We start from the raw sequence: 24818 nt of genomic DNA, 5'->3' as shown, positions 1-24818 counted from the left end.
TATTTCGTTGTTTACTTTCTGGAAATATCTAAACTAAAAGTTTAATATATGTGATAATTTTCTTTATATTAAATTAACTTATTCATGAAGCTATTGACTGCAAACAAAAACAGAGGTATGGCTTTAATTGAAGCTCTGATTGCTTCATTGATCTTATTATTTGCTTTCTCTGCTGCAATTATGATTGTTGGTAGTATTTTAGCTAGTATGAGTATTGAAAATAAGCGTGATCAGATAGCAGGTGAATTAGATAAAAGAGTGAATGAATATAGATTATCAGGTATTTTTGATCTTAATAAGGATGGCGAAGTTCTTTTTATAAAGAAAAATGTTACTGATCAAGAAATAAAGAAAGCAGAGCAACTTAAAGATGTTAAAATTAATAATAAACAAAATTATCAAATAATTAGATTTTATGCTTTAGATGAAGTGTCAGGCATTAAAGAATCTATTACGGTGGTTGAACAGCCAAAAAATAACAATAAAAATGAAATTAAATCGTAGATTAAAAGGTTTTTCTCTTGTTGAGCTTATGGTTGCTATGGTTGTGGCAGCTATAGTTATGAGTATGGCTATAGGAATATATATATCCATAAAAAAAGAATATAAAAGAATTAATAAAATCCAAGAAGAGAATTCAACACAATTAGTTGTTAAGCAAGTTTTGTATAACACGATAAAGAATAGTGGTTTTAATTTAAGGTTTGGTTATTTATCACATAACTTTGAAGATAAAACAGGAGATTATCTTGATGTCTTTAAGAAATATGGAACCATTACGATAGGGCAGCTTCCAGTTCCTTCCTCAAGTCTTCCAGAGTCTCTCCAATCTGGAGCATGTAGATATGAGCAAGAAAAATGTTTTCAGCCAAGTACAGATTATCTAATGCTTCAAAGAGATGATGGAGATGCTACACTTTCTGAAGCTCCTGAGGCAAATATTTTAAAAATAAGTGAGGAAGTTAAGCAAACATTACAAATAGCTCAAGATAACTATTTACTGATATGTAATGAAGCAGAGTGTGATTTAGCAAAAGTATTTTCAACTGGAAATGAAGGAGAGGTAGCTTTAACTGCGCCACTTACTGGAAACTTCAAAGCTGGTGATTATATTGGTAAATATTCATTAGATATTTACTACATAGCAGACTCAGGTAAAACAGATGAGAATAATGAGCCTATATATTCACTTTATGTATATATAAAGCAAGGGTCTGATGAGGGGACATCTTATGAGCTTGTTAGTGATATTAGTAACTTTACTATAGAGTATGTTCCAAGGAAGTTTATAAAACACGGTCAACAAGTTAGTTGGGAAAAAGTAAAAGAAGCATATGTTGATATTAATTCTAAAAATATAGCTGCCTTGAAATTTTCTTTTAAAATAAAAGACAGAAATTTTGAGCAAATAGTGTTATTGGATAAGGTGTAGTAAGTGAGATTATATAAAGATCAAAAAGGATCCACTTTAGTTATGGCTTTGATTTTCTCATTTGTTGTAATGGCAACTATTGCAGCACTTTTGTACTCAGCTAAAATAGGATTGCTAACTACTAGAAGTATTGTGAAACAAGAAACAAGAGAGTTTTTTGGTGAGACATATTTAAATCAAAATATTAATAACATTGATTTTACAACAACAAATGAACATAGTGTGGTTGGGCATATATACAAAGTTGAGGTAGATGACTCTAAAATGGAATCATTTTTCCATGAAAATAACAACGCTGAATTATACCAGAGCGAAGAATATTATAGCTATTTATCTTTATTTAAAGGATATGATCTTAAAGATGAGCTAGAGTTTTCAAGGAAAATTATTTTTAATAAATTGGCAACCAACTCTTACCTTAAATATGATGAAGAGTATACGCCAATAAATGTTCCTCTTCTTAATGTAGCTAATATAACAGATGCTAATGAAGTAAAATATAGACTTAACGATGATAAAAAAATAGATGATGAAGAAAAAGGTTATATTGGTTATATAAAGAAAAAGAAAGATACACTAAGTTTTAATACGAGCTCTGGTTCGAATGATATAACTGCTCCAAAAGATTTGAGTGAAAAGTATAAAGTTCTATTGGGTTGGAATTTAGAAGATGGAAGGTGGTATATTTTTATTGCGCTTTATGATTCAGAAAAAATATTCATAACTTCGACTTCATTGAGAAATCTCATGGATGATCCATTGGAAACAACTACTGATCTGGAGAAGTGGGATCAGGTGATAAGTGACCCTGATGGTTTTGAGAAAGTAAAAAATAGAATTTTAAAAGATAACATTCTGCAAGCTGTATGGTATTATGATCAACCTGATGAAGCACCAAGCCTTTTAGTTTCTAGAAAAAATGAAAAAACTAAAATGGGAAGCTCAAAGAAAAGTAAAAGTGTCAGTGAGCTTGAATTTTACAATGTCAAATATGATACTCGTAAACAAAAGTATGAAGCTAGTTTTTTAGATTCTTTAAGTTTTAGAAATAGAGAAATAAAAGAAGAAACAACCTATATGCTTGTTCCTGACCTTCAAGCAAATTTAAATGCTAGTACAGCTATATTGTTTTATCCGTATGATTCTAGCCCTGAATTAACTAGTGTAAGTGATTTTAACTATAGTGGTGACTACAAAATAGGCAGAGGTCTTTCTACATATATAGCAGCAAAAGAATTCGGTAAGCCATCTATCGTCTCAAAAAATCAAGCAGATAAAGGTTATATTACTGTATATGATAAAGATACAGTTCATCAGTATGAATATACTGCAGGATTAGCAAACTTAAAAGATAAAAAAGATAAAACTTATTTTGGTGAAAAAATATCGATGGTGGTCCCAAAATTTGGGTATAACTTCGTCTTTACAAATAAGAAAGTGCATCAAAATGATTTTAAGTTAAATGAAATAAGAGCAATTGATGTAGAGGGTGATGTATTAGCTCCACAATTTCTTATGGGGTTGGATAAGGGTGATTCTGCTAATTATGGGAAAGTTTATATTTCACCTAATGGACTTAAACAAAAAGCAGCAGCAACTCTTGAAGAGCAGCCAAGTGAGGAAGGTGATATAGCCTCAGAGAATAAAAAAGAAGACAAAGAAGATGACTCTTTTGGAAATATATATTTAGATATTCGTGATTTATATCCTTTGGGAGTGGTGCGAATATTCTCTAATTAAGGTTTAAAATGTTAGAAAAAATAAATACAGAAAAAAGAAATATTCGTAGCATGAACTTAGACTCAATGAGTGTGCTTGAAGCAGTAAAACTTATGATAGATGAAGAAGTTAATGTTATAAAAGCTTTAGAAAGTCAGCAAGTTAATATTTCGAGTGCTATTGAGAAAACAACAAAAGCACTTAGAAATGGTGGAAGAATTATTTATATTGGTGCGGGTACTAGTGGTCGATTGGGAATATTAGATGCTGTTGAATGCCCTCCAACCTTTGGTGTGGATTATAATACTGTCGTTGGACTAATTGCAGGTGGTGAAGAAGCATTTATAAAAGCTCAAGAGGGCGTTGAAGATATTGTGGAAGCCGCAGAAAAAGATTTAAAAAACATAAATGTAAATAGTAAAGATGTTGTAATAGGATTGGCAGCAAGTGGTAGAACTCCTTATGTTATCGGAGGGCTTAGATATGCTAATAGCATTGGGGCGGATACTGTTGCAATAAGTTGTAGTGGGGATGCTGAGATCTCAAAAGAAGCAAATTTAGCTATAGAGGCTATTTCTGGCCCAGAGGTTTTAACGGGATCTACTAGATTGAAAGCGGGAACAACTCAAAAGCTAATATTAAATATGATTTCTACATTATCTATGGTTTCTATAGGTAAGGTTTATCAAAATTTAATGGTAGATGTAAAGCCAAGTAATAATAAGCTTGTAGAGAGAGCAAAAAGAATAATAATTGAAGCTACAGGAGTGAGTTATAGTACTGCAGAGCAAACTTATGAAAAAGCTGGAAAGTCTGTAAAAACTGCTATAGTAATGATTTTAAATGATTGTGATTATGCTCAAGCTTTGGCAATATTAAGTAAGAATAATAATTTTATAGTTAAGAAGTAAAATATGAAAAAAGTATTTTTTTTGATAATGTTTATGATTTTTTCAACTTCTTTTTCAGAAACTGTTTATGAGTGGGATGATAAAGGAACACCTACTTTCTCAAATAAACAACCAGGTGTTAATAAAGCTAATAATGTAACAAGTGTAAATGTGGATGATCATCCTGCCACGACAATTAGCACAGTTAATGTAAGTAAGAAGATGTTAGATGATGTTAAACGTAGTGCGGAAGGTTATGTTTCAAATGGTAATCCATATACCTTACAAGGAGAGTTTCCAGCAGGATTTACAGATAACTATTTTGATTTCTATGGTAGAAATTTTGGCTATAATCACCTGATGTCTTCCAATATGCAAATGGGTATTATGAACTATAATGCTAGAAATAATGATAAGTTGATGGGAACATCATATTAAGTCTTTAAGCTCAATAAGATTATCTATGAAGGCAAATGGTTTTAGATCTTTTAGGTTAACTCCATTGTTATATCCATGCGAGATTAGAATTGTTTTAACTCCAGCTCCATTAGCGCATAAATAATCATTTATTGAGTCTCCTACCATGATACTTTCTTCTGCTTTTGCATTTAATTCTTTCATAGCATGTAATAGTGGTAATGGATGAGGTTTATAGTATTTGGTAGAATCTCCACCTATAGTGATTTCAAAGAAATCTAAAAGTTTTAAAATTGAAATAATTTTAATAGCTGCTTTTTCGTCTTTATTGGTTACAAGAGCCATTTTTATATTTTTAGATTGAAAATATTTTAATATCTCTAATGCATTAGGAAATAATATTGTATTAGCACCATCTAATTGTTTATAAGTTTTTGAAACTATTTTTATAGCTTTGGGTGCTAGTATTTCAATATGGTTAGAATCTTCTATAAAAAGTGATAAAACTTTTCTAACTGTTGTTGGATAGCCTTTGCCAATGATATTTTCTATAGTTTTTATATCAACTGATGGTAAAGAAAGTGTTTCAAGCATTTTGTTTATTGCTAAAGTAATATCTTTGGATGAATTTATAAGAGTACCATCAAGATCAAAAAAAATATTTTTTACCATATCATCTTTTATTGGATAGAATATGTTTGTTATTATACAAGAATATATAAGTTGAGGTTGATTTGATATGAAAAAGCTATTATTAGGTTCATTGATAGGAGTTTTAGGTATAAGTTTCGCAATCGCAGATGAGTGTCATCCGAAGATTGATGAAAGTCAGGCTAACTTTATAGTTGGTTATGGTAGTTTAATAAATGATAAATCCAGACAAAGAACTAATCCAGAAGCAAAAAATGTATATCCAGTAGAGGTTAAGAATTTTAAGCGAGTATGGGGATTAAGAGCTAGTGAAAGTTTTAGGGGTACATTTTTATTGGCAGTTCCTTCAGAGGGGGATAGCTTTAATGCTGTTTACTATCCTGTAGATACAGATGGTGTTTTAGCAGCAGATGAGAGAGAGCATGATTATTGTAGATATAAACTTGAACCAAAAGATGTTAAGTCACTAGGTTTGAAAAATTTGCCTAAAGGACAGTACTGGATCTATGCTACTAATGCTAAAGAAATACATGAAGCAACAAAAGAGTATCCAATTATTCAATCATATGTTGATCTATTTATGAATGGATGTTTAGAGATTCAGGATCGCTATTTAATAAAAGATTATGCAGAACAATGTATCAAAACAACAGGTCTTTGGAATGAAAACTGGATAAATGACAGGGTGAATCCAAGAAGACCTACTGACTCCACTCCAGGAGCTGTTCAAATAGATAAATTATTAGCTCCTCATTTTAGTAATTACTATAATCACTCGTATGAGTAGAAAATTATAGTTTCTTTATTTCTATTTCATCGTTAGCTGCTTTTATAACTTTCGGTGGATAGATTTTATTTAAAACAATTTTAAGTGTAGATCCTTGTAATAATATAGATAGAACTACTACGATGTAGGTAATGCTTACAATAACGTGCCCCTCATCTGGTAAGGCTAAGGCTAAAGCTAGGGATACACCTCCCTTTATTCCAGACCAGCTTATGAGTAGATTATCTTTTGTGGAAATCTTGGAAAGCGTTTTATCAACTACCGTAATTGGGATTGAAACGCTTATGAATCTAGCAAAAGTTACAATAAATATTCCTATAATTCCTACAATAATTGCGCTATCAGAGAAATTTATACTAGTTAACTCTAGACCTATTAAAATAAAGAGGAATGAGTTAAGCATATTATCTATTAATAGCCAAAAGCGATCTAATTTTTTTACCTGATCAGGACATGATTTTTTGGATTCGACCAGTTGATTACCAATAAATAGTCCCGCAATAACCATGGCAATTGGACCTGATACATTTAAAACATGGGCTATTAAATAACCCATACTAGCCACAGCTAAAGTAATAAATATTGCTACCTCTGTATCATTGCTAGTTTTTAAAAATATTAATGCCACTTGTGCAAATATGTATCCTAAGACAATACCTCCACCAGCTTCAATTAAAATTTGTTTTGTAACTATCCAGATGTATTCAGCGCCATGATATTGAAGTACCGTAGTAGCTTGGCTAAAGAATACAATATTTGATAAAACAACAAATAATACGATACCAGTAGCATCATTAAAAAGGGCTTCCCCAACCACTCTGGTTCTAATGTTTGAAGGTATAGATTTGTTATTTGCTAGTGTACTAATTACAGCTATTGGATCTGTTGGGGAAATTAATGCACCAAATACTAAACAATAACCAAAACTTAATTTCACACCTATCAACAAACACACGAAATAAATTAGAGTACCAGTAAAGAATGTTGAAAGAATCAATCCAATACTTGCCAAGGCAAATATCGCTTTGACCTCTTTTTTGAGATCAATTATATTGAAGTGTAAAGCATTAGCAAAAAGCAGGAATGAGATCATACCTTGTAGAACTGTAGATTGGAAATCGAAACTTGATATTGCAACAACAAACATATTTGTGTCACTAAGAAGCGATACACATAATAATGAAAAGGTTATTGACAATATTGTTAGACCGATAGCTTTTGGTAATTTTAGAAACTTAGTATTTATATAGCTTAATAAAGCAGTAATTACAGTTAATAAACTGAAGAGAAAGTATGCATCCATTTTTTATTCCTTACAGACCGCAAGAATACTCCCAGCTACAAGCTTTTGAGAGTTCTTCTAGTATATTATTATTTTTCTTAAAAAAATCAGACTTCAAAATGTTATCCAGTGTCTGATCACCAAACATGTAAGAATTAATTTCATTTTCTAATTCTATTACTTTTTTTATATCTTTGGTAGCTATTTTACTAGCTTCATTTCTCGTTATATGAATGCATGGTTGACATTCTAAACTTCTCTCAATGTTATGGCAAAAAAGTAGCTCTTTAGTGATGTTGCTAATATCTGCTTTAGAAAAGTTAATAAGAGGATACCATATTTTTCTATAGTCATATTTTTCCTCTTCTTCAATATGTTCTTTTAATAAAGCTGAAGCTCTTGATAAATCTTTTCTATGAGGAAGAAGAATAGTTGCTTCACAGTTGGAATCTAATTCATCAATTTTATTAAGTAAGGTTATGCCTTTTAAAAATCCAGCACACCAGCTAAATTGTTGAGATGGAAATTGTTTCCTAGCTTTTACAAGTGTTGAGAAATCATTTTCTGCAGTTAGATGAAAGTGCTTTATTTTTCTTTTTTCCAACCAATTGAAAACTTCCGTAAGGTATTTATCCCAATTATCAGCTTGAAAACCAGTATTTACTGAAAGAACACAAAAGTCTTCTTCAAGATTATCTTTAGCCCACTCTATGAGAGCTATACTATTTATACTGAAATTTGCAATGATAATATTTTTCATTTATATACCAACGACTTCTTTTACTTTTAGTAAGTTTGCTTTAGCAATAGTTCTAGCTTTTTCAGCTCCTTGTTTAAGAATGTCATCTACCTCTTTAGGATTGTTAAAGTAAAAATCATATTTTTCTCTAGCATCTTTAAGGTACTCATTAATTTTTTCAAAAAGGATTTGTTTAGCATCGCCCCAGCCCATACCACCTTCTAGATATTTTTGCTCTAAGCTAGCTATTTCACTTTGATTAGCAATACTTTTGTGTATCGCAAAAACAGTACATTTACTTGGGTCTTTTTTCTCTTCAGGCAATTGAGAGTTAGTAATTATTTTCATTACCTGTTTTCTAAGTTTTTTCTCAGCTGAAAATATTGGTATGGTGTTGTCATAGCTCTTTGACATTTTACGCCCATCTAGACCTAATATGGTTTGACTCTCTTCATCAGTTAACCATGTAGGGGCTTTTAAAGTAGATGTTTTATAAATGTGGTTAAAGCGGTTACAAATATCTCTAGCTATTTCAATGTGTTGTAATTGATCTTTTCCAACTGGAACTAAGTCTGCATCAAACATCAAGATATCTGCAGCCATTAGTATGGGATAGTTAAAAAGCCCCATAGTTATTCCTTTGTCTGGATCAGCATTTTCCTCAGCTAAATTTTGGTCAACTAGAGCTTTATAAGCATGTGCTCTATTTAATAAACCTTTTGAAGCAACTGTTGATAATATCCAGTTAAGCTCCATAATTTCAGGAATATCAGATTGTCTATAAAATGTAGTCTTATTTGGGTCTAAGCCTAAAGCTAACCATGTTGAAGCTATTTCGTGAGTGTATTGTTGTCTTAATTTTTTGTCCCATAGTTTTATAAGAGAATGATAATCTGCTATAAAATATAAACAGTCAAAATCTTCACTTTTAGACATTTCAATAGCGGGCTTAATAGCGCCAACATAATTCCCTAAATGAGGGGTGCCAGAAGGAGTTATTCCAGTAAGAACAATTTTTTTAGACATCTTTATTATTTGGTTATTTTTTATAAGCAATGATTTTAACATAAATATTATGCTAGTTTTATATGCTATATATCAAAGCTAAGAAATTTCTTGAATTGAAAGCGGATAAGGTTTTTAGCTCTTACGGTCTAAAACATTAAATATTACTAATGACATCATAATTGTAAGTATAAATATAAAAAGTAATAAAAACTTAACTTTATAATAAAAGTGATTCTAAAAATTAATCTATCATAAATAGTAGTGGGCTCACTTTTTTTGTGATGTAGATAGTGAATCCAGTCATGTTGAAACTAAATGCTATATAGATATTACTGTTAACACATATTCCATATTATCTCTTGTTATATCAACATCATTACAAAGAGCGGAAAAAGATACTAGTGTTGCAAAAATAATATATAAAATATTTATTAAAAATGATTTAAAATTCTCGAATCTAAGCTCTTGTTTAGAAATTTATGGCGCACCCAGAAGGACTCGAACCTCCAACCGCTCGGTTCGTAGCCGAGTACTCTATCCAGTTGAGCTATGGGTGCTTAAATTGAGATTTTATTATAGTTTATTTAAGCCTGTTTAGTCAAGCCTTCGATTTCTTTTATTACGTCTTTTAATTTTGTTTCTAGCTCCTCTTCAGATAAGTTTGTATTATCAATAGTGAAGCTTGCTATTTTATCTCTTTGCTCATCAGATATTTGAAGTTTTATGAATGCAACGGCTTGTTGTCTATTTTTACCATCTCTATCCATTAACCTTTTGATTCTTGTTTCTAGCTCAGATTTTACAACAATGACTTTTTTTAGATAGTCATAATGCTTTATGTTGTAAGGGCTTAGAAGGGGAATGTCAACAATAGTTAATTCAGTTTCGGATTCTCTAACTTGTTTTCTTAGTTCTCTATTAATAACAGGATGTAGATAATCTTCTAACCATTTTTTAGCTTCTTTTGAGTTTGTGATAATTTCTCTAAGCTTAGCTCTATTTACTTGTTTATTAATTATTACAGATTCACCAAACTGTTCAGCAATTTTTTTTATTACTGTAGGTTTCTTAGTAATATCTCGACTTATTTGATCTGCACAAACAACAGTTAAGTTGAGTTTTTCTTTAAGTATAGCAGAAGCTGTTGACTTACCACTTGCTATGCCGCCTGTGATACCTATAGGATAAGTGTTAGTTATTGACATTTAATCTTGACAAATTTCATATTCATATCAAAAACAAAATTCTAATATTATTTTCATAGAAAGTCACATATTTTTTGATAAAAAAATTACTTAAGCTTAAAATTGCTATATTAAATAATATATTTTATAAGTAAATTAATGAGAGAAATCTCTTTATTAGATATCGTTAAAAAAGAAATTCATAAGTCTGATGAAAAAATTATTTCATTTAGAGATTTTATGAATATAGCTTTATATTATCCTGGTCTAGGATATTATTCCTCATCAAAAGATAAAGTTTCCGAATATGGTGATTTTATAACGGCAACTTCTCAAACTTCTATTTTTGCCACTGTTTTTGCTAATCAGTTTGCAGATGTTTTAAAAAAGCTCGGTAAAGATTCTAACATTGTTGAGTTTGGTGCTGGAACTGGGAAGTTTGCAGTCGACTGTATGAATGAGTTGAATAGGCTTAAGGTGCTTCCGAAAAAATATTTTATAATTGAGTTAAGCAATGACCTTAAATTTAGGCAACAAGCTTATGTTAAGGAACGTGTACCTGAAAATTTACAAGATAAATTTATTTGGTTAACGGAATTACCGAAAGAGCAGATTAAAGGAGTTGTATTTGCAAATGAGGTTTTGGATGCGATGCCTGTAGATATCTTTAGAAAAAGTGATATGAAAATATTTCAACAAGGAGTAAGTATTTCAGAAGGCGAGCTGAAGCTGATTGATTTGCCAGTAAATGATAAAAGATTTAGTTCTGAAATTGATAAAGTTTTGGCTGATGGGATAACTTTTTCTGAAGGCTACACTAGTGAGTTAAATACTTGGATTAAACCTTGGATTAAGTCTATTTCAGAAACTTTAAAACAAGGGGTCGTTTTTCTATGTGACTATGGTTATCACAGGAGTCTATACTATTTGCCTGAAAGAAATATGGGTACTTTAGCTTGTTATTATAGGCATAAAGTTAATTATGATCCATTTCTAAATATTGGTGAGCAGGATATAACAGCACATGTTGATTTTACATCAGTGGCAGAAGCCGTTAATGATTGTGAATTTGAAATTGAAGGCTATATGACGCAAGCGAATTTTCTTAAAAGAGCAAATGTTTCTGAAATTTTTTTAGAAATTAGAAAGCAACTTGATCAAAAATATTTAGCTAAATACTCCCAAGATTTAAAAGAATTATTGTTGGGAGACAAATTAGCTGAAACATTTAAGGTGTTTTGCTTTTCTAGGGGTATTGATGAAATACTAGAAGTTTTTGATAATGATGATAATTTAGATTACTTGTTATAGTTAAAAATAATAGATAGCTTTCATAGTAGCTATTTGTTGATGTTGTAAAGATGTTATTTTATAATCAACAAATAGTGATTTTACTAAACTTTGATAATCTCGATTATTTCGGAGGATAAAGGATGTCAGATTTGATTAATGATATAGATGCTTTAGAGACTCAAGAATGGCTTGAAGCTTTTGAAGATGTAGTTCAAAGAGAGGGTGTTGAAAGAGCTCGATTTCTTTTTGAAAAATTATTAGATAGAGGAGCTGAATTAGGAATACAAAATACGTATGCTAATACACAGACAAGAAAGTATATAAATACTATAGATGTCAGCGATCAACCTGATTATCCTGGTAACCTTTCTTTAGAAGAGAGAATAGAGTCTATTACTCGTTGGAACTCTGTTGTTATAGTTGCTGAAGCAAATAATATTGATAGTAGTATTGGTGGTCATATTGGTACTGGAGCTGGAGCTTTAACTTTATATGAAGTTGGATATAATCACTTTTTCCAAGCGCCTAATGAAACTCAAGCAGGCGATTTGATTTTTTATCAAGGTCATGCATCTCCTATTATTTATGCTAGATCATACTTAGAGGGAAGATTTACTAAGGCGCAATTAGAGAATTTCAGAAAACAAGCATTTGATCCTAAGAATGCGGTGTCTTCTTATCCACATCCATATTTGCAGCCAACATATTGGCAGTTTCCTACTGTATCTATGGGTCTTGGGCCATTGCAGGCTATTTATCAAGCTAGATTTATGAAATATTTAGAGGCTCGTGGTCTTGCTAAAACAGATGGACGTAAAGTTTGGGCATTCTGTGGTGATGGTGAGATGGATGAACCAGAATCTATTGGTTCTATTACTAGAGCAGGAAGGGAAGGTTTAGACAATCTTATTTTTGTTGTTAACTGTAACCTTCAAAGATTAGATGGTCTTGTAAATGGTAATGGTAATATTGTTGAAGAGTTGGCAGGGGTATTTACTGGTGCTGGTTGGAATGTTATCAAAGTTCTATGGGGAGGTGATTGGGATAAATTGCTTAAAGATCCTGTTGCAGGTAGAAAATTACAAGATAGATTAAGTTCATTAAATGACGGTCAGTTCCATACGATTAAAGCTCATGGTGGCGGAGAGTGTCGTCAAGTTGTATTTAGTGGAGATGAAGATTTAGAGAATCTTGCAAAAGGCATGACAGATGATGATTTGAAAGCACTTCGTCGTGGTGGCCATGATCCTGTGAAAATTTATGCTGCTTATAAAAAAGCAGTTACGCCAAATGGTAAGCCAACTTTAATTCTACCAATGACAGTAAAAGGTTTTGGTTTGGGCGAGTATGGTGAATCTAAAAATATTGCTCATAACGTTAAGAAATTAGATAAAGAAGCTTTAAGATATCTTAGAGATAGATTTAATATTCCTGCTACAGACGAGCAAGTTGAAAATTATAGACTACTTTCTTTAGCTGAAGATTCTCCAGAAATGAAGTATTTAAAGGCTAAAAGGGAATCTTTAGGTGGATATATTCCAGCAAGATTTGAGAATAATGATGCTTTACCTATTCCACATTATACAGACTTTGCAAAAGCATTGTTGGAGTCTAGCGGAGATAGAGATTTTTCTACAACGACAGCTTTTGTTCGTATGTTAACTAATTTGGCAAAGGACAAGCAGTTAGGTAAGCATCTAGTTCCTATTACGGTTGATGAGTCTCGTACTTTTGGTATGGAAGGATTGTTTAGACAGTTGGGTATTTATAATCCTAAAGGTCAACAATATACTCCTGAAGATCAAGGTCAGTTAATGTTCTATAAAGAATCTACAGATGGTCAAATCTTACAAGAAGGGATAAATGAGCAGGGTGGATTCAGTTCATGGTTAGCGGCTGCGACATCTTATTCTGTGCATAGAGTGCCTATGATTCCGTTCATGATTTATTATTCAATGTTTGGTTTCCAAAGATTTGGCGATCTTGCTTGGGCTGCTGGCGACTCTATGGCAAAAGGTTTTGTTATGGGTGGTACATCTGGTCGTACAACTCTTAATGGTGAAGGTCTTCAGCATGAGGATGGTCATAGCCATATTCAAGCGGGCTTAATTCCTAACTGTGTTTCTTATGATCCTACGTATGCTTATGAGCTAGCGGTGATTTTATGGCATGGTATGAAGCGCATGTATGTTGATGGTGATAAAGTTTATTACTACTTAACTATCATGAATGAAAACTATTCTCATAGAGCAATGCCAGAAGGTTCTGAAGAAGGAATTATTAAAGGTCTATATAAGATTGAAGATAATAAACCAGCTGATAAACATGTTCAACTTTTAGGTTCAGGTTCAATTCTTAAAGAAGTTGAAGCTGCTGCTAAGATGTTAAAAGATGAGTATGGTGTTACTTCTAATATTTGGAGCATGACAAGTGCTAATGAACTTTATAGAGAAGCTAAAGATGTGGCTAGATGGAATATGTTACATCCTACAGAATCTAAGAGAGATAGCTATATAGAGAAGTGCTTTAAAGATAATAAAGGTCCTGTTGTTGTATCTACCGATTATATTAAGCTTTACACTGATCAGTTAAGAGAGTTTATGCCTGAGAATTATGTAAACTTAGGTACCGATGGTTTTGGTAGATCTGATACTAGAGCAGCTTTACGTAGCTTCTTTGAAGTCGATAGATATCATGTTGTAGTGGCCGCATTAGGCGCTTTAGTTAAAGATGGTAAAGTTCAAGCTTCTGTTGTTAAAGATGCTATTGAAAAATACGGAATTGATGCAGAGCGTGTAGCTCCTCTGTATAGCTAATTAAAGGAGATATTAATGTCTTTAGAAATAGTTAAGGTACCAGATATAGGTGACTATGATTCAGTTGATGTTATTGAAGTAAACGTTTCTGTGGGAGATGTTGTTTCTGTTGAGGATTCTTTAATAACGTTAGAAACAGATAAAGCTAGTATGGAAGTTCCATCTCCAGTGGCGGGAAAAATATCTAAAATAACTGTTAAAGTTGGAGATAAGGTTTCTGAAGGTGCTGCTATTATGGAAATAGAAGTTGAAGGTGCTGCCTCAACAAAAGAAAGTACAGCTGAAGAAAATAATGCAGCTCCAAAAGCGGCTGATTCTTCAAGTACTGCGGCATCAAAAATAGTTGAAGTAGAAGTTCCAGATATAGGTGACTATGATTCGGTTGATGTTATAGAAGTATCTGTGAAAGCTGGCGATACAGTTGAGAAAGAAGATTCTTTAATAACGTTAGAAACGGATAAAGCTAGTATGGAGGTTCCATCTCCAGTATCTGGTAAAGTCGTAGAAGTTATAGCAAAAGTTGGTGATAAAGTTTCCCAAGGAAGTATTATTCTAAAAATTGAATCTGGTGATTCTGCTTCTTCAGCTCCAGCTAAACAAGAATCAGCTAGTGATAGTTCTTCTAAAGCAGCCTCTTCTGAAGTAGTTGATGTGGAAGTTCCTGATATCGGTGACTATGACTCAGTAGATGTTATAGAGGTATCTGTAAAAGCAGGTGATAAAGTTGAGAAAGAAGATTCTTTAATCACACTAGAAACAGATAAAGCTAGTATGGAAGTTCCGTCTCCAGCATCTGGTGAGGTTGTAGAGGTCATTGCAAAAGTTGGAGATAAAGTTTCTCAAGGTTCATTGATTTTGAAAATTAAAACAGTGGGTTCAGTATCATCTACTGCTACACAATCTCAAGAATCAAAATCTGCACCAGCTAAACAAGAAGCGCCTAAGTCTGTAGATACAGCTCCAGTTGCTTCTAGTGAGATTGTTGATAATTCTAATGCTCATGCATCTCCATCTGTGAGAAAGTTAGCTAGAATCTTAAATGTAGATCTTTCAAAAGTAAAAGCTACTGGTCGTAAAGGAAGAGTTTCAAAAGAAGATTGTTATAATTATATTAAAACTGCTGTTACACAGGTACAAAGTGGTAAAGTTGCATCATCTTCTAATTCTGGCGCTGGCTTAGATTTATTACCTGATCCGGTTGTGGATTTCTCTAAGTTCGGAGAGATAGAGACTCAACCTTTAACTCGTATTAATAAAATTAGTGCAAAAAATCTTCATAGAAACTGGGTTAAGATTCCTCATGTTACATTCTATGATGATGCAGATGTTACTGATTTAGAAGAATTTAGAAAATCTAAGAAAGCATTTTCAGATAAAACTGGAATAAAAATAACTCCTTTATCTTTCTTGATAAAGGCTGCCGCTGTTGCATTAAAAGAGTTTCCTAAATTTAATAGTTCTTTATCTGCTGATGGTGAAAATCTGATTATTAAGAAATATTATAATATTGGTTTTGCTGCAGATACTCCAGCTGGTCTTATGGTTCCAGTTGTTAAAGATGCTGATAAAAAAGGAATTGTTGAGATTTCTAAAGATATTATGGATTTGGCAGGTAAAGCTCGCGATGGTAAGTTAGGTAGTAAAGATATGACTGGTGCTACATTTACTATTTCAAGTATAGGCGTGTTAGGTACAACTTCATTTACTCCTATTATTAATATGCCAGAAGTTGCTATTATGGGTGTTTCGAAAACAGCTGTTAAACCTGTATGGAATGGTAAGGAGTTTGTTCCTAAATCTATGCTTCCTCTATCGTTATCTACAGATCATAGGGTGATAGATGGTGCGTATGCGGCTAAATTCTTAACAAGATATTGTCAGATTCTTTCTGATTTACGTGAAATTATAATGTAACGGGGTTTAATAAAATGAGTGATATTAAAACTGAAGTTGTCGTTTTAGGTAGTGGTCCTGGCGGTTATAGTGCTGCTTTTAGAGCTGCTGATTTAGGTAAAAAAGTTGTATTGATTGAAAAATATGCTGATATTGGTGGTGTTTGTTTAAATGTTGGTTGTATTCCTTCAAAAGCACTTTTACATGTTGCTAAAGTTATTAATGAAGCTAGACATTTAGCGGCAGATGGCATTATTGAAATGGGCGATCTTAAAATTAATAAAGATAAGGTTGTCGAGTATAAGGCTAATGTTGTTAAGAAATTAACTGTTGGTCTAAAAGGAATGGCTAAGCAAAGGGGTGTTGAGATTGTACAAGGTTATGGTAAATTCACTTCTGATAAAGAAATTGCTGTAGAAACTCCAGATGGATCGGTTAAAAAAGTAGCTTTTGAAAACTGTATTATTGCTGCTGGATCTAGTGTAATCAATTTACCTTTTGTGCCAAAAGATGATCGTATTATTGATTCTACTGGTGCTCTTGAAATGAAAGATATCCCAGATACTATGCTTGTAGTTGGTGGTGGTATTATTGGTCTTGAAATGGCTCAAGTTTACTCTGAGTTAGGAACTAAGATTACTGTTGTTGAGTTTGCTGATCAGCTTATGAATGGCGTTGATAAAGATATGGTAAAAGCTTATGAGAAAATGAATTCTCGTTATGACATCCGTTTAAAGACAGGTGTTACAGCTATGGATGCTCGTAAAGATGGCATCTATGTTACTATGGAAGGTCAACATTCAGCTAAAGAAGAAAGATATGATAAGGTATTGATGGCTATTGGACGTAAGCCAAATGGTAAGCTTATTGATGCTGAGAAAGCTGGGGTTAAAGTCGATGAAAGAGGCTTTATTCCGGTAGATAAACAATGTCGTACGAATGTTCCTCATATTTTTGCAATTGGTGATGTTGTTGGTCAACCAATGCTTGCACATAAAGCTGTGCCAGAAGGAAGAACTGCTGCTGAAGTTATTTCTGGTTTAAACCATAGTTTTGATCCTTTAGTGATTCCTGCTGTTGCTTATACAGATCCGGAAGTTGCTTGGGTTGGTGAGACTGAAACTTCTGCTAAAGCTAAAGGTATTAAGTATGAAAAGGGTGTGTTCCCTTGGGCAGCAAGTGGTAGATCTTTAAGTATCGGAAGATCTGAAGGTATGACTAAAGTATTGTTTGATGAAGATCACAGAATTATTGGAGCTTCTATTGTTGGTACTAATGCTGGTGAGCTTATTTCAGAAGCTGCTTTAGCTATTGAAATGGGTTGTGATGCTGAAGATATCGCATTAACAGTTCATCCACATCCAACTTTATCTGAAAGTTTAATGATGGCTACAGAGGTGTTTGAAGGTACCGCAACAGATCTTCCTCCTCAAAAAAAGAAAAAATAATTACTCTCTAAGTTTTTAACCTAAAGCTTTTTATCTTTTTATTTATCCTATTTTGTTATACTTATAAGTAAATAAAGTTCTTTAAATTTTCTATGAAATTCTTTGGAAGAAGTTTTTTACTAGTAATGTTAATTCCAAGTGTTTTGATTGCTGCAACTGATCAAAATAATGAGCTTCCTAAAAATGCAACAGCAGAGCAAGCTCAGCAGTATATTGATACTAGTAAAGATTGTATGATTGTGCAAAATAAGAAGCAAATTGTAATGAAATGTGGTGATAATATGATTTTTGTTACTTCTGAAGGAGTTGGTATTAAGACACCTGGCGTTTCAAAGTTTTGGAGTTAAGATATGATTTGGTCAGATATTTTATCAGAAGAAAAGCAGAAACCTTATTTTAATGAGATATTAAACTTTTTAGCAAATGAGATTAGGCAAGGTAAAACAATATTTCCTATTAAAGAAAATATTTTTAATGCTTTTAAATATACAGAGTTTGAGGATCTAAAGGTTGTTATACTTGGACAGGATCCTTACCATAACTTTAATCAAGCACATGGATTAGCATTCTCCGTTCAAGAGGGAGTTGATGTTCCCCCATCTCTTAAAAATATGTATAAGGAGCTTGCTAGAAGTGTGACTGGTTTTAGTGAGCCAAGCCATGGATGTCTCACGAGTTGGGCAAAACAAGGTGTTTTTTTGCTTAACACAACCCTTACAGTGGAGGCTCATAAAGCAAATTCTCATAAAGATATAGGTTGGGGCATCTTTACTGATACTGTCATAAAGAAAATATCAGATAATAAAGAAAACGTTGTCTTTATGCTTTGGGGTAGTCATGCACGTAAGAAAAAAGATCTGATTGATGACTCTAAGCATCTAATTTTAGAGTCAACGCATCCGTCACCATTATCCGCACATCGAGGTTTTTTAGGATGCAATCATTTTATTAAATGTAATGATTTTTTAATTAAAAAGGGATTGGATCCAATAAATTGGGCTTTATAAGCTTAGCTAGGCTTCCTGTTGGTTCAAAGGATGTATTTTGAGATAGTGTATGTTATAATATTTGCCATGTGACTCTAGTTTTTGAGAAAGTGGTAAATGTCAGCTTTTGGTAAAGAAGTTTCTTCTGTAAATATAGAAAAAGAGCTTAAGCAATCGTATTTAGATTATGCGATGAGTGTAATCGTTGGGAGAGCTCTTCCTGATGTTAGAGATGGTTTAAAGCCAGTTCATCGTCGTGTGCTATTTGCGATGAATGAATTATCTAACTACTATAATAAACCTTACAAAAAGTCTGCTAGGGTTGTCGGTGATGTTATAGGTAAATATCACCCTCATGGGGATACAGCTGTTTATGATACTATAGTCAGAATGGCTCAACCATTTTCTCTTCGTTATACACTTGTTGATGGCCAAGGTAACTTTGGTTCTGTTGATGGTGATGCTCCAGCTGCGATGCGTTATACAGAAATTAGAATGGAAAAGCTTACACATGAGCTTTTAGTGGATATAGATAAAGAAACTGTAGATTTCTCTCCAAACTATGATAATACAGAATTGGTTCCTGACGTTTTGCCAACTAGAGTTCCTAATCTTTTAGTTAATGGCTCTTCTGGTATTGCAGTTGGTATGGCAACAAATATTCCGCCACATAATATGTCAGAAGTTATTAATGGAGTTATGGCATTAATAGATGAACCAAGTTTAGAAACTGAAGATTTAATAAAGTATATTCCGGCCCCTGATTTTCCTACAGGAGCTTTAATTAATGGTACAGATGGTATTTTAGAGGCTTATAAGACTGGTCGTGGTCGTGTAATTATGCGCTCTAGAGCGACTATAGAGGAAGATGAAGCTAGTGGTAGATCTCAGATTATAGTTACAGAAATACCATATCAAGTAAATAAAGCTAAACTAGTAGAAAAAATAGCTGAGCTCGTTAAAGATAAAAAAATTAGCGGTATTTCTGAGTTAAGAGATGAGTCTGATAAAGATGGTATAAGGGTTGTTATAGATGTTAAGAGAGATGATTCTCCTGAAGTTCTTTTGAACAGTCTTTATGCACAAACACAACTACAATGTAGCTTTGGTATAAACATGGTTGCTCTTAGTGACAATAGACCAAAACTCTTAGGTCTTAAAGCAATTTTAGAACAGTTTATAAAGCACAGAAAAGAAGTTGTAACTAGAAGAACAGTTTTTGAGTTGAGAAAGTCAAAAGAAAGAGCGCATATTTTAGAAGGTTTATTATTATCTTTGTCAAATATTGATGAGATGATAGAGCTTATTAAAGCTTCACCAAGTCCAGCAGATGCAAAAGAATCAATGCTTGCTAGATCTTGGAATGGTGCGATAGTTAAGAGTATGTTAGAAGGTGTTGATGTCAAGATGTATAGAAAAGAGACATTGTCATTACACTATGGTATTCAAGAAAGTGCCTTATATAACTTAACAGAAGAGCAGGCAGAGGCAATATTAGCTTTAAGATTGCATAGGTTAACTGGTCTTGAGCAAGATAAGATTGTGTCAGAATTTAAAGAGTTAATTGATAGAATTAAATACTTAATAGGTATTTTAAGTAATGTTGAAGAACTTATTAGGGTTGTAAAAGAAGAGCTTGTTGAGATAAGAGAAAACTTCGGTGATTCAAGAAAGTCAGAGATTATTGAGTCTAGACTAGATCTAACAAGAGAAGATTTGATTGCTGAAGAAGATATGGTTGTAACGCTATCAATGGATGGATACGTTAAGAGTCAGCCATTAAGTTCATATAATGCTCAAAAACGAGGCGGAGTAGGAAAATCTGCAACTAAAACTAAAGAGGAAGACAGTATCTTTAAGTTAATGTTAGCTTCAACTCATGATACTATGCTTTGTTTCTCAAGTTTGGGTAGAGTTTATTGGACTAAGGTTTATGACTTCCCTGTTGCGGGTAGAATATCAAAAGGAAGGCCAATAAATAATATACTTCCTTTAGAAAAAGATGAGAAAATTACTGCTTTAATGCCAGTTTCTGAGTTTACTCCAGGATACTTTATTTTTATGGCTACAAAGCTTGGTAGAGTTAAAAAGGTTGATTTATCTGAGTTTGCACGTCCTAGATCAACTGGTAAGATAGCTATTGGGCTAGTTGAAAAAGATGAGCTTTCATATGTTGCTTTAACTGATGGTAATAAGCAAATAATGATGTTCTCAAATGCTGGTAAAGCTATTAGATTTAATGAGTCTGATGTAAGAGCTATGGGTCGTTCTGCACAAGGTGTGACAGGTATGCGTTTACAAAAAGGACAAAGTATAGTTTCAATGCTTGTTACTAGCCCAGATGAAGGAGTTGTTTTGGCTGCAACAGAAAATGGTTATGGTAAAAGAACTTCGGTATCAGAGTATAGAAAAACTAAACGAGCTAGCCAGGGCGTTATAGCAATTTCTACTTCAGAAAGAAATGGTCAAGTTGTTGTGGCTGTATTGGTTGAGGAAGATGAGGATATAGTGTTAATCACTAATAATGGTACTTTGGTTAGAACATCATCGTCTGAAGTTAGAGAGTGTGGTCGCTCTGCTCAAGGCGTAAGGCTAATTAACTTAAAAAATTCTGAAAAACTCATTAGTTTAAAAGTAGTAAAACAATCTATGGATGAGGACTGTGAAGAGTCTGTGGATGATGAGATAGAAGAAGTTCTTGAGTAATAGAAGTTTATGGTTTCTAAGAGGAAAATAACTATCCTCGGAGCTACTGGCTCTATAGGTGATAGTACACTTGCAATAGTTAGAGAAAAGCAGGACTTCAATGTTTATGCTTTAACTGCTTTTAGTAATATTTCTAAACTAGCAAAACTGTGTATGGAGTTTTCTCCTAAATATGCAGTAGTTCCAACGTTAGAGGCTAAAGATCAATTAAATAGTTTGATTTCAAATATTGAGGTTGAAATTCTTTTTGGAGAAGAGGCTCTAGAAAAAGTATCTAGTGATACTGATGTTGATGTTGTAATGTCAGCAATAGTTGGGATAGCTGGTTTAAAGCCAACTTTTGCGGCAGCCACTTCTGGCAAGACTATTCTTCTGGCGAATAAGGAAGCTTTAATTACAGCTGGGCATTTATTGACAAATGAGGTTAATAATAATTCTGCTAGATTAATTCCTGTAGATAGTGAGCATAATGCTATTTTTCAGTGTTTAGAGACAACAAAGTTTTCTAGAAGTGTAAAAGAAATAATTCTAACTGCTTCAGGTGGGCCCTTTAGGAATAAATCATTAGATGAACTAACTGAAATAACTCCGGAACAGGCTTGCAAGCATCCTAATTGGAGTATGGGTAGAAAGATATCTATAGACTCTTCAACTATGGTAAATAAAGCTTTAGAGGTTGTCGAGGCCTACTGGCTTTTTGATGTTCCTGCTGATAAAATAAGAGTTCTTATTCATCCGCAGAGTGTTATACACTCTATGGTTATGTATGTAGATGGTAGCTATATTGCTCAATTAGGATCTCAGGATATGAGGATTCCTATAGCAAATGCTATGTATTATCCAAATAGAGAAAATGTCAATGTGTCTCCTTTGGATTTTATAAATTTGAAATTAACTTTTGAAAAAGCATGTTTTGATAGGTTTGAGGCTTTAAAAATAGTTTTTGAGAATTTGAGAAAAAAAGATTATGCAGCAAATATTATATTTAATGCTGCTAATGAGGTTTTTGTAGACGCCTTTTTAAACAATAAAATTAAATATTTAGATATAATTGAATATAATAAAGCTATTTTAGAAAAGCTGAGATTTAAAAATCCTAGTGATTTACAAGAAGTTTTTGTTATAGATCAAAAAGCCCGTGAATATAGCAGGGCTTTGCTTGGGGAGAATTAGGTGTCTTTTTTCATTAGAAAGATAATTTTAACAATATTTCTAGTTGTAGGAATAACTTTTATATCTGAGGCTGCGACAGACAGTTTTATATTAGGAGATGTGTCTATAAGTGGTCTAGAAGGTATTAGTAAAGATGTTGTTAAAAGTAGGCTTCGCTATGAAAAAGGAAGTTATATTACTCCGGAAGATACAAATCAAATTATAAATAATTTATATGGAACTGGGTTTTTTGATAGTATAGACCTTTCTCGTAAGGGGAGAGATTTGTTTATCAATGTTAAAGAAAGACCTATCATTGCAGGTTTTTCTTTTAATGGAAATAAAAAAATAACAAAAGAAGAACTTGATAAATTATTTACTGATGCTGGAGTATATGTGGGTAACATATATAGTCCTGATACGATGTTTCTTATAAGGCAATCTCTTTTAACTCAATATTCCATGATGGGATTATATAGTGCAACTATAGATGAAAATGTTAGAGAGTTACCAAATAATAGAGTTAATATTTCTATAGATATAGCAGAAGGTAAATCAGCCACAATAGGAGCTGTAAATATTGTTGGTAATAAAAGCTTTCCTGACTCTGATATTAAAGATAGTGTAGCTTTTCAGGTTCCATCTATTTGGAATTTGTGGGGGTTTTTAGCACCATTTGATAGCTATTCTCCAGCTGGGATGGATCAGTCTATAGAGGGTCTAGCTAACTATTATCTTGATAGAGGGTATTTAGATTTTAAAGTAACATCTAAGCAAGCATCTATGTCAAAAGATAAAGAGCATTCATATGTTGCATTTGATGTTTCTGAGGGAGACATTTATAAAATCTCAGATGTTACTTTTGAAGGGAAGTATATAGTTCCAGAATCTGAGATAGAAGCTCTTATAAAGATACATCAAGGGCAAGTTTTCTCTAAAAAGAATCTAGTTGATACTGTTGAGGCAATAAAAACTTTACTTGGTAGTAAGGGTTATGCTTTTGCAATAGTTAACCCAATTCCAAAAATTAATAAAGATAAAAAAACAGTTTCTTTTAAAATTGTGATTGATGCTGGTAAGAAAGTCTATGTAAATAGAATCAATATTAATGGAAATAATGTTACAAATGACTATGTTTTTCGTAGACAACTACAATATTATGAGCAGAGTCAGTATGATAAGGAGGCTATGGATAAGTCTCAAAGAAGACTTTCTCAATTGCCATATGTGGCTTCCGCGGATATGGAGTTGGTTCCTGTTGAAGGAAGTGATGATTTAGTTGATGTTAATTATAACATAAAAGAAAAAAATGCTAATTCTATTAGTGGAAGTTTAGGCTACTCTGACCTTTATGGGGTTATGATAGGTGGTAAGTTAAATATGCCTAACGTTTTTGGTACTGGCAACACATTTAATATTGATGCACAGCTATCTATACCATTTCAGAACTTATCACTTAGTTATATTGATCCTTATTTTACTACTTCTGGAATAAGTCAAAGTATTTCTGCATATGCTAATAGATCTAATTTTGCAAAAACTGATGCAATCGCAGCTTATCAGCTTGATACCTTTGGTGCAAGATTAATGTATGGAGTTCCTCTTTCGGCTTTTGATAATATAAATTGGGGTATAACTTACGCAAATAATGATATAAAGCAATCTACAGGTTTTAATTCATCAATAGTCGATTATTTTATAGCTCAAAATGGCGGTAAACACCAGTTTAATGAGCCTGCAATTACTGCAGGTTGGAATTATGATTCATCAAATAGATATATGTTTCCAACTGCTGGAGGATCATTTGATTTGAATGGTTCTATTAACCTTCCATATCTTAGTGGGATACAAGCTTATAAAATACAAGCTAGTGGAACTTATAATATAGCTATACCGAATACTGAATTTTCAGCTCTTACAATAAAGGGAGGTGTTGGCTATGGAGGTGGATATGGTGATACAACAAATTTACCATTCTATGAGAACTTCTACGGAGGTGGCTGGGGAAGTGTTAGAGGTTTTCTTCAGGGTTCTTTTGGTCCAAGAGATATAGATTATAAGACAGGTAAATTAGGTAATGCTATTGGTGGTAACTTGAATATTTATAATAACTATGATTTATTATTCCCAGTACCATTTATTAAAGATAGTTCAAACATGAGAGTTGGAGCATTTTTTGATTTAGGGAATACATATACTACTTATGATTTGCCATTAGGGGTTGTTGCACCAACACCTGCTGCATTTGATACAGTCCCTTCATTTGCAAATTTAAAGTATTCTGTTGGTTTAGAGTTTAGGTGGGCGTCTCCAGTGGGTCCATTAGCAGTATCTGTTGCTCAGCCATTTAATGTTAAACCTGGTGATATAGTACAAAGTATTCAAATCTCATTAGGACAAAATTTTTAGTAATAA

Annotated in this window: 20 protein-coding genes and 1 tRNA gene; 15 read left to right on the top strand and 6 right to left on the bottom strand. The window is 32.8% G+C overall.

Translation table 11 applies throughout. From position 1 onward, the window contains the following. The first annotated feature begins 84 nt into the window (after window positions 1-84). From DNK87_RS07055 to DNK87_RS07035, 5 genes are read left to right on the top strand one after another with little or no spacing between them, the layout of a single operon-like run. Complete coding sequence (locus tag DNK87_RS07055; RefSeq protein WP_119330880.1) at window positions 85-504, top strand: type IV pilus modification PilV family protein; 420 nt, start codon at window positions 85-87, stop codon at window positions 502-504. Continuing rightward, entirely contained in the window at window positions 488-1432 is a 945-nt protein-coding gene (locus DNK87_RS07050) for a PilW family protein (protein ID WP_159240242.1), read from the top strand. Before DNK87_RS07055 ends, DNK87_RS07050 begins: the two co-directional genes overlap by 17 nt. 3 nt (window positions 1433-1435) lie before the next feature. After that, window positions 1436-3172 carry a hypothetical protein gene (locus DNK87_RS07045; RefSeq protein WP_119330878.1) on the top strand — a complete coding sequence of 579 codons (1737 nt, stop codon included), beginning with the start codon at window positions 1436-1438 and terminating at the stop codon, window positions 3170-3172. Window positions 3173-3180: 8 nt separating this feature from the next. After that, window positions 3181-4062, top strand: coding sequence for an N-acetylmuramic acid 6-phosphate etherase (gene murQ, locus DNK87_RS07040; RefSeq protein ID WP_119330877.1), 882 nt, complete (start codon window positions 3181-3183; stop codon window positions 4060-4062). A gap of 3 nt (window positions 4063-4065) precedes the next feature. Continuing rightward, window positions 4066-4479 (top strand): hypothetical protein, encoded by a 414-nt coding sequence (locus DNK87_RS07035; RefSeq protein ID WP_119330876.1) that lies wholly within the window; start codon window positions 4066-4068, stop codon window positions 4477-4479. On the opposite strand, the gene DNK87_RS07030 is transcribed toward DNK87_RS07035, so the two are convergent. Then, window positions 4471-5130, bottom strand: coding sequence for an HAD-IA family hydrolase (locus DNK87_RS07030; RefSeq protein WP_119330875.1), 660 nt, complete (start codon window positions 5128-5130; stop codon window positions 4471-4473). The genes DNK87_RS07035 and DNK87_RS07030 overlap by 9 nt on opposite strands. A gap of 67 nt (window positions 5131-5197) precedes the next feature. On the opposite strand from DNK87_RS07030, the gene DNK87_RS07025 reads away from it, so the two are divergent. Beyond that, entirely contained in the window at window positions 5198-5896 is a 699-nt protein-coding gene (locus DNK87_RS07025; RefSeq protein WP_119330874.1) for a gamma-glutamylcyclotransferase family protein, read from the top strand. Between the two features lie 4 nt (window positions 5897-5900). Here the strand turns inward: DNK87_RS07025 and DNK87_RS07020 are convergent, their stop codons facing one another. The 5 genes from DNK87_RS07020 to coaE all read right to left on the bottom strand — a co-directional run bounded on the left by DNK87_RS07020 (window position 5901) and on the right by coaE (window position 10130). Next, the gene (locus DNK87_RS07020) at window positions 5901-7199 is read right to left on the bottom strand and encodes a cation:proton antiporter (RefSeq protein ID WP_119330873.1); all 1299 of its coding nucleotides are present in this window, start codon (window positions 7197-7199) and stop codon (window positions 5901-5903) included. A gap of 10 nt (window positions 7200-7209) precedes the next feature. Next, a complete protein-coding gene (locus DNK87_RS07015; protein WP_119330872.1) occupies window positions 7210-7938 on the bottom strand; it encodes a hypothetical protein in 729 nt (242 codons plus the stop codon). Continuing rightward, complete coding sequence (gene trpS, locus DNK87_RS07010) at window positions 7939-8943, bottom strand: tryptophan--tRNA ligase (protein WP_119331208.1); 1005 nt, start codon at window positions 8941-8943, stop codon at window positions 7939-7941. It lies immediately after the preceding gene. A 462-nt stretch (window positions 8944-9405) separates the two neighbouring features. Beyond that, a tRNA-Arg gene (locus DNK87_RS07005) sits at window positions 9406-9482 on the bottom strand. A 27-nt stretch (window positions 9483-9509) separates the two neighbouring features. Next, window positions 9510-10130, bottom strand: a complete 621-nt coding sequence (coaE, locus tag DNK87_RS07000) for a dephospho-CoA kinase (protein ID WP_119330871.1) — start codon at window positions 10128-10130, stop codon at window positions 9510-9512. A 147-nt stretch (window positions 10131-10277) separates the two neighbouring features. Between coaE and DNK87_RS06995 the strand changes: the two genes are divergently transcribed. The 9 genes from DNK87_RS06995 to bamA all read left to right on the top strand — a co-directional run bounded on the left by DNK87_RS06995 (window position 10278) and on the right by bamA (window position 24812). Beyond that, window positions 10278-11420 carry a class I SAM-dependent methyltransferase gene (locus DNK87_RS06995; protein ID WP_162523396.1) on the top strand — a complete coding sequence of 381 codons (1143 nt, stop codon included), beginning with the start codon at window positions 10278-10280 and terminating at the stop codon, window positions 11418-11420. A gap of 122 nt (window positions 11421-11542) precedes the next feature. Next, window positions 11543-14218, top strand: coding sequence for a pyruvate dehydrogenase (acetyl-transferring), homodimeric type (aceE, locus tag DNK87_RS06990; RefSeq protein ID WP_119330870.1), 2676 nt, complete (start codon window positions 11543-11545; stop codon window positions 14216-14218). 15 nt (window positions 14219-14233) lie between these two features. Next, window positions 14234-16132: a pyruvate dehydrogenase complex dihydrolipoyllysine-residue acetyltransferase gene (gene aceF, locus DNK87_RS06985; RefSeq protein ID WP_119330869.1), complete on the top strand. Its 1899-nt coding sequence runs from the start codon at window positions 14234-14236 to the stop codon at window positions 16130-16132. A gap of 14 nt (window positions 16133-16146) precedes the next feature. After that, window positions 16147-17559 carry a dihydrolipoyl dehydrogenase gene (gene lpdA, locus DNK87_RS06980; RefSeq protein ID WP_119330868.1) on the top strand — a complete coding sequence of 471 codons (1413 nt, stop codon included), beginning with the start codon at window positions 16147-16149 and terminating at the stop codon, window positions 17557-17559. Window positions 17560-17651: 92 nt separating this feature from the next. Beyond that, on the top strand, window positions 17652-17906 hold the full coding sequence (locus tag DNK87_RS06975; protein ID WP_119330867.1) for a hypothetical protein: 255 nt from the start codon (window positions 17652-17654) through the stop codon (window positions 17904-17906). Between the two features lie 3 nt (window positions 17907-17909). Then, a complete protein-coding gene (gene ung, locus DNK87_RS06970) occupies window positions 17910-18566 on the top strand; it encodes a uracil-DNA glycosylase (RefSeq protein WP_119330866.1) in 657 nt (218 codons plus the stop codon). 96 nt (window positions 18567-18662) lie between these two features. Beyond that, window positions 18663-21251 (top strand): DNA gyrase subunit A, encoded by a 2589-nt coding sequence (gyrA, locus tag DNK87_RS06965; RefSeq protein ID WP_119330865.1) that lies wholly within the window; start codon window positions 18663-18665, stop codon window positions 21249-21251. Between the two features lie 9 nt (window positions 21252-21260). Next, a complete protein-coding gene (gene dxr, locus DNK87_RS06960) occupies window positions 21261-22424 on the top strand; it encodes a 1-deoxy-D-xylulose-5-phosphate reductoisomerase (protein WP_119330864.1) in 1164 nt (387 codons plus the stop codon). After that, the gene (gene bamA / locus DNK87_RS06955; protein WP_119330863.1) at window positions 22425-24812 is read left to right on the top strand and encodes an outer membrane protein assembly factor BamA; all 2388 of its coding nucleotides are present in this window, start codon (window positions 22425-22427) and stop codon (window positions 24810-24812) included. It abuts the gene before it with no gap. Window positions 24813-24818 lie beyond the last annotated feature (6 nt).

It is taken from the genome of Pseudofrancisella aestuarii, assembly GCF_003574475.2.
Lineage (GTDB): Bacteria > Pseudomonadota > Gammaproteobacteria > Francisellales > Francisellaceae > Francisella > Francisella aestuarii.
This window is presented reverse-complemented; position numbering and strand designations above follow the sequence as displayed.